This is a genomic window from Oscillibacter sp. CAG:155 (assembly GCA_000436875.1).
Classification (GTDB): Bacteria; Bacillota; Clostridia; order Oscillospirales; family Oscillospiraceae; genus Oscillibacter.
In genome coordinates, this window is record FR890879.1 from 1 (window position 1) to 6,127 (window position 6,127).

Annotated in this window: 4 protein-coding genes; all 4 read right to left on the reverse strand. The window is 56.5% G+C overall.

All coding sequences use genetic code 11. From position 1 onward, the window contains the following. Nucleotides 1-130: 130 nt before the first annotated feature. Complete coding sequence (locus QZL67_RS03810) at nucleotides 131-3,229, reverse strand: efflux RND transporter permease subunit (RefSeq protein ID WP_022289444.1); 3,099 nt, start codon at nucleotides 3,227-3,229, stop codon at nucleotides 131-133. Then, nucleotides 3,226-4,452 (reverse strand): efflux RND transporter periplasmic adaptor subunit, encoded by a 1,227-nt coding sequence (locus QZL67_RS03815; protein ID WP_022289445.1) that lies wholly within the window; start codon nucleotides 4,450-4,452, stop codon nucleotides 3,226-3,228. Before QZL67_RS03815 ends, QZL67_RS03810 begins: the two co-directional genes overlap by 4 nt. Nucleotides 4,453-4,468: 16 nt before the next feature. Beyond that, nucleotides 4,469-5,686, reverse strand: a complete 1,218-nt coding sequence (locus tag QZL67_RS03820) for a TolC family protein (RefSeq protein ID WP_022289446.1) — start codon at nucleotides 5,684-5,686, stop codon at nucleotides 4,469-4,471. 74 nt (nucleotides 5,687-5,760) lie between these two features. Then, nucleotides 5,761-6,127: ATP-binding protein (locus tag QZL67_RS03825; RefSeq protein WP_292919807.1), on the reverse strand; the 367-nt coding region annotated here is incomplete at its 5' end.

Genomic DNA, 6,127 nt, shown 5'->3' on the forward strand with positions numbered 1-6,127 from the left:
TGTTTTTTCAAAGCAATACCATTATGATCATATTAAATAATGGAGCAGCCAGTTACAGATCGGGCTCCGGCATTTTCTGCCGGAGCCCTTCTGTTTTCAACCTTTTCCGTAAATAAACCGCACGTTTTTCTCAGAACTCGGAAACCGACGTCAGCTCCTCCGACCTCCGATGACGCCTCCGGGCAAACCAGACGGACAGATTGTCCAGCACGGAATAATAGACCGGAGTGAATACCAGTGTCACCACTGTAGATATGGACATGCCGCTGATCATGGTAACACCCATATCGCTCATCATCTCGTTGGTGCCTCCGACTCCCAGGGCCATAGGAACCATGGCCAAAACAGTCGTCAGAGTAGTCATCATAATGGGACGAATACGCATTGGGCAGGCGTGCAAAATGGCCTCCTCTCGGCTCTCGCCCATGCCCCGCCGGATCTTGATATACTCTACCAGGATGATGGAGCTGTTGACTACGGTACCCGCCAGCATAATAATCGATACCAGTGCCACCATGGACATATCCCGCCCTGTCAGCGGCAGCGCGACCAAGGCCCCGGAAAATGCCACTGGCAAAATCATCATAACCATAACCGGCATCAGGAAGGACTCGAACTGCACTGCCAGGACAAAGTATACCAAGATCAGCGCCACTACCAAGGCAAAGGCCAAGTCAGCAAAGCTCTCCATCATGTCCTCGTAGGCGCCGGCGGTTTCCGCTGTGTAGCCCTCTGGCAGAGAATAGTTTTCCAGAATAGAATTAATCTCCTGCGTGATGGCATTGGTGTCACCGCTCTTCGTATCACCAGTGATGGTGACCTGTCGGTTTTGGTTATGCCGTGTCACGCTCTGGGGGGCCTGCTCGATGGTTACATTGGCCACGGCAGAAAGTGGTACCGTTCCCCCATAGGCAGAAGTGATCGGCATGGATCGCAGCGCATCCAGGCTGGCAGCGGTAGTTCCGTCGCCCTTGACCACCACATCATACTCCTGATTGTCAATGGTGACAGTGGTGGCCGTGGTGCCAGTCAGCTCCGCCCGGACAGCGGCGCCCACAGCGGCAGCCGTCAAGCCATACTGTGCCGCCGTTTCCCGATTCAGCGTCACCTTCACCTGGGGGACCTGATCGGACATACTGTTGTCCACATTGACGGCATCCGGCAGTGCGGCGATCTGTTCAGTCAATTCATCAGCAATTTGTGCCAATACATCGTAGTCATCTCCAGTGATTTCCACGGAGATGTCGTCACCGCCGATCATTGCCATGGCACCGTTGCCGGAGGCATCCACCGTAATCTCACAGCCTGCAATGTCCTGAAGATTTTCCCGCAGATCATCTCCAATCTCAAAGGCGCTGCGGGTTCGTTCGGTCTTGGGCGGCAGCATAACGCCCATGGTCACGGATTCGTCCTGAGCGATGTAGTACAGGTCTTCCATCTCCGGGCACTCCCGCTCCGCAATGCCTGCCACTTGATCGGCAATCGCAGCGGCCTCCTCTACTTCTGAGCCGATAGGCAGGGAAATACTAATGGACACCGTTCCCTGATCCATGTCGGGGATCAAAACCATGGTGGTATTGACCAACGCCAGAGCAAAGACCGCCACCAGTCCCAGGGATACCAGCATACCCGTTTTCAAGTGGTGAATAAAATAGTCCAGCAGCCGCATATAGAAGCTGTTGATCCGTTCCAGACAGCTTCTCAGGCAAGCTGCCAGTCTGGACTGGCCCATTTTTTTCCGCCGCAGCTGCCTTCTGTGCGCCGTTCCCTGATCCAGGGTAAAGTAACACATCAGCGGCACCAGTGTCAGCGAGATCACCAGGGAAGCGAAAATCAGCGAGGCAATCGTCAGGGAAAAGTCCCGGAACATATCACCGGCAATACCCTCCACCATTCCCAGTGGTACAAATACAGCCTCTGTGGTCAGCGTGGAGGCTATCACGGAGGAGGTCACTTCCTTGGTTCCATCCAGACAGGCGCTCATCCGATCATGTCCTTCAACATAGAAGCGGTTGATATTCTCAAGCACCACAATGGAGTTGTCCACGATCATGCCGACGCCCAAGGCAACACCGCCAAGGCTCATCATATTCATGGTCAGATCCAGGGCCTTCATCAGGATAAACACCGCCAGGATACACACCGGCATGGACACAGAGATAGTCAGGGTCGCGCTGGCCCGGCGCAGGAACAGAAACACCACAATAGCGGCCAGCAGGATTCCCTGCCAAATATTAGAAAACGCAGCATCCGTAGCTTCATTGATCTGTTCACTGGCAATATAGGGCACAGAATAACGAATATCCGGATCATCGGCCCGCAGTTCCTCCATGCGTGCCGTCACTGCATTGGAAACCTCCAGCTCATTGGCGCCAGACTGCTTGGAAATTTGCAGCACTACACAGGGAGACGTCCCCACTTTGGCAAGATTCTCTGTATCCTCATCTTTCAGAGAGACGTCAGCCACTTCACTGAGGCGGACCACCCCGCCTGCAGGTAGGGCGATCAAAGTGTTGGACACATCCTCTACCGACTGGAATTTGGCATCCGTAGAGACAGTCAGGGTTTTGGAGCCATTTTCCATGTCACCGCCGGGATAGATCAGGTTCTGTCCTGCCAGGAACTGAGAAATATAGCTGTTGGAAAGTCCGTAGCCCGCAGCCCTGGCCGGGTCGATTTCCACAGAGATCTCCTGCTGGACGCCTCCGCTGACAGATACCTGTGCCACACCGTCGATCCGCTCCAGTGCAGGCTTGATCGTATCCTCCGCCAGGTTCTGCAAGCTGCCCAGATCATTCCCGTACAAGGCAATCAGTGCCGTGGGCATCAACTCGCTGACATTGATATTCACGATGGTGGGGGCCTGGGCATCATCCGGCAGATCCACCTGGTCAAACTTCTCCCGCAGTTTTGTGGCAGCAATATCCAGGTCTGTGTCTTCCACATAGGTAATCTGGATCTGGCTGACACTGTCAGAAGAAGTGGAGTCGATCTCGTCCACACCAGAGACCGACATAATGGCAGATTCCAGTGGTTCCGTCACCAGCTCCTCAATATCGCTGGGCGTGGCACCGGGATAGACGCAGATGACCAATGCCATCGGCATCTCCATGTCCGGCATCAGGGCCATTTGCAGCTGACTGCCAAACATGATGCCGAATACCACTATTAAAATGGTGGCCAGGATCGTGGCTACTCTGTGCTGGATACACGATTTGGCAATATTCATTCGGCCTGACCCTCCGCAGACTGCGCTTTGCCGCCCTCCTCATCTTCCGGAAGCACCTGGTCAACGGCATCGGAGACCACGCGGACATCCGCTCCGTCCGTCAGATAGGCCTGCCCCACCGTCACCAGCTGTTCCCCGCCGCTGAGTCCGGTAGTGATCTCCGTAACACCTGCTCCGGTCAATCCGGTCTCCACCTGGACGCGCCGGGCGGTATCGCCTTCCACCACGTAAACATATTGAGTTCCTCCGCTGGTGAGGATTGCTTCTGTGGGAACTACCACCGCATCTGCAGAGACATCCGTATAGAACGTCACGTCCGCAAACATGCCGGAGAGCAACCCCTTCACGTTTTTAGGCACGGTCAGGGTCACATTGTACAATTGCGTCTGAGCGTTGGCCGTCCGCTCCACAGAGCGAATTGTTGCCGTGAAGTTCTCTCCGGCGGCACTGACAGAAACATCTGCGCTGTCACCGATGGCCAGTTTGGTCACCATGGCTTCTGACACAGACACCTCTACTTTCATTTGGTCCGCCGCGTCAATAACCGCCACCGGGAGGGCGGCGGAAAGCGTCTCATTTTCCACTGCGTTCATGGCAGCCAGCGTACCGGAAATGGGCGCGATGACATTACCGCCGCCGTCCACATTCTCCAGTACGGTATTCAACTGCTCCAGCGTGGACTTGTAATTCTGCATGGCTGCCTCCAGCTGGGACAGCGTGGCATTTCGGGTTGCAATGGCGTTTTTCAGCGTCAGCTCTGCCTGCTCGATCTCTGTCTGGGAAGCTGCCCCAATGGCATAGAGCGCTTGCAGGTCACTGATGTTCTTCTGATACAGCGCAATCTGATCAGAGAATACCGCAGTATTGTCCCGATAGCTCTGAGCGGAAGATTCATAGCTGATGGACGCCGCGTTGTAGGATGCCTGAATACTGTCTATATCCAGTGTGCAAATAGCTTCCCCTGCCTTCACAGTATCGCCTGCCTGCGCATGCACCGCCGTGCACTTAACCGCCGAACCCAAGGCAATGGTCCGCTGGTCATCGGATATCACCTTACCGGAGACCTTGTTCTCCGAAGAGATGGTATCCCGCTTCACGATCTGTACCTGGACAGGTGTGCCTGCGGGAGCAGCTTCCTCCTCCTGGGCGGCGCCGCACCCTGTCAAGCCCAGCAGCATTGCCGCAAGTAACAGGGCTGGCAGCCGTCTCACCTTATTTTTCATCAATGTACTCCTTCCATCAATTCAAAACGCCGTATTCCACCGCCCACCAATAGGTCCGGTAGGCAGTAAACAGATTGTGCCGGGCAGTCAGGACCGCTGCCTCCGCTTTATGCAGTTCATCCTGGGCATCCAGCAGCTTGTTTTGGGGCAGGTTTCCCTGACGGTACTTCGTCTCCTGCGCGGCGTAGGTATCCTTTGCCAAGTCCAAAGCCGTCTCCGCCGCGCTCAGGACCTGCCGGTAATCCCCAACACGGTCATATGCGGAGCGGAACTCCAGCTCAAAAGAGCGAATGGCTGCCTGATAGGTGTATTGAGCGGCCTGCCAAGTGTGCTGAGCGGAGACGAACTCATAGCGCTTTTCGTTGCTGCCGTAAGTCTGCACGGCGTCCTGGTAATTGTCCCGGGCGTCCTCCAGGCTCTCCGCCGCATCGTAGAGGGTATAGCTTTTCTCCTTGGCCGAGGCCAGATCCGCGTCATAGGACATGGCATCTATCTGTGCCTGGGAGACAGCATCTACCTCAGCCAGCTGCAGGGTGCCGGTGGGCTCCAGGCCCACCAGATTCTCCATCTGCGCGGTGTAGATGCCGATGTTGGTATTCAATGTGTCCAGACTGCTTTGCAGCTGGGTCCGTCCGCTGCGGGTCTGCTCCAGCTGCAGGGCTGAGATCTGCCCTCTCTGGTAGCGCAGCTCCATTTCCTCCACCGTCCGGTCCAGCGCGGTCAGGGCGTCTTCCAGAGAGCTGCGGTTGTTCTCCATCTCCAAAAGAGACACATACAGCGTCTCCGCCGCCACGACGGTCTGGTTCTGGGCATTTTCCATCTGGCGCATGATTCCCTCGTTGTCATCCTGGAGCTTGCCGTCCTTCAAGTCCTCAAAGGAGTCCTCCAAAGAGGCGTAGCTCTGGCTCAGGGAGTCATGGGTATAAGAGTCACCGGCCCCCAGGATGGTCATGGTCCACTGGGCAGAGGCAATCTGATTCAGGGCGTCCCGCAGATCATCGTACATCTTGTCATAATCCAGCACCGCCACGGCGCTGATGGTCTCATCCAACGCCTTTACACTGGCGTTATTCTCCCGGATCCGCCGCTCCAGATTGCCGAATGACAGTGTCCCCTCCGCATCCTCCCGGACGTTGGGTCCCGTCTCCCCGCCAGCCTCTGGCGGCTCCGCGGCGAAAGCGCCGGAACTGCACAGGGCCAACGCCAGCAGCATGATCAGTAATCGTTTTCGCATAGTGATTCCTCCAGTAAGATGATGGGTTCTCCCGCTTCCAGGGGCAATTCATCCCCCTCCCCCAAACGTATTTCCTATTCTATCTTTCCGCCGTTGAATTTACCTTGAATCCCCCGCCGGGGCACAGCGCACCGCAGTTCCACCCGGAACACCGTCCGCACCCCCGGTTCGCTGGCTGCCGTCAACTGCCCCCGGTGCTCCTCCACAATGGTCCGGGCGATGAACAGCCCCAGCCCATAGCTGCCGTCGTCCGGCCGGGCCCTGTCACAGCGGTAGAACCGTTCGAACACCCTGGGCAGGTCTGCCGGGGCAATGCCCGGTCCGGTGTTGGACACCTCCAGCACAGCGCGCTTGCCCTCTTGTGCCAGCCGCACAGCCACGGTTCCGCCCTCGTCCACGTATTTAAAGGCGTTGTCCAGCAGGATGGCCGCCACCTGCCGC

Coding starts and splice junctions, on each gene's coding strand:
- QZL67_RS03810 (WP_022289444.1), bottom strand. CDS start 3,229: ATGAATATTGCCAAATCGTGTATCCAGCACAGAGTAGCCACGATCCTG.
- QZL67_RS03815 (WP_022289445.1), bottom strand. CDS start 4,452: ATGAAAAATAAGGTGAGACGGCTGCCAGCCCTGTTACTTGCGGCAATG.
- QZL67_RS03820 (WP_022289446.1), bottom strand. CDS start 5,686: ATGCGAAAACGATTACTGATCATGCTGCTGGCGTTGGCCCTGTGCAGT.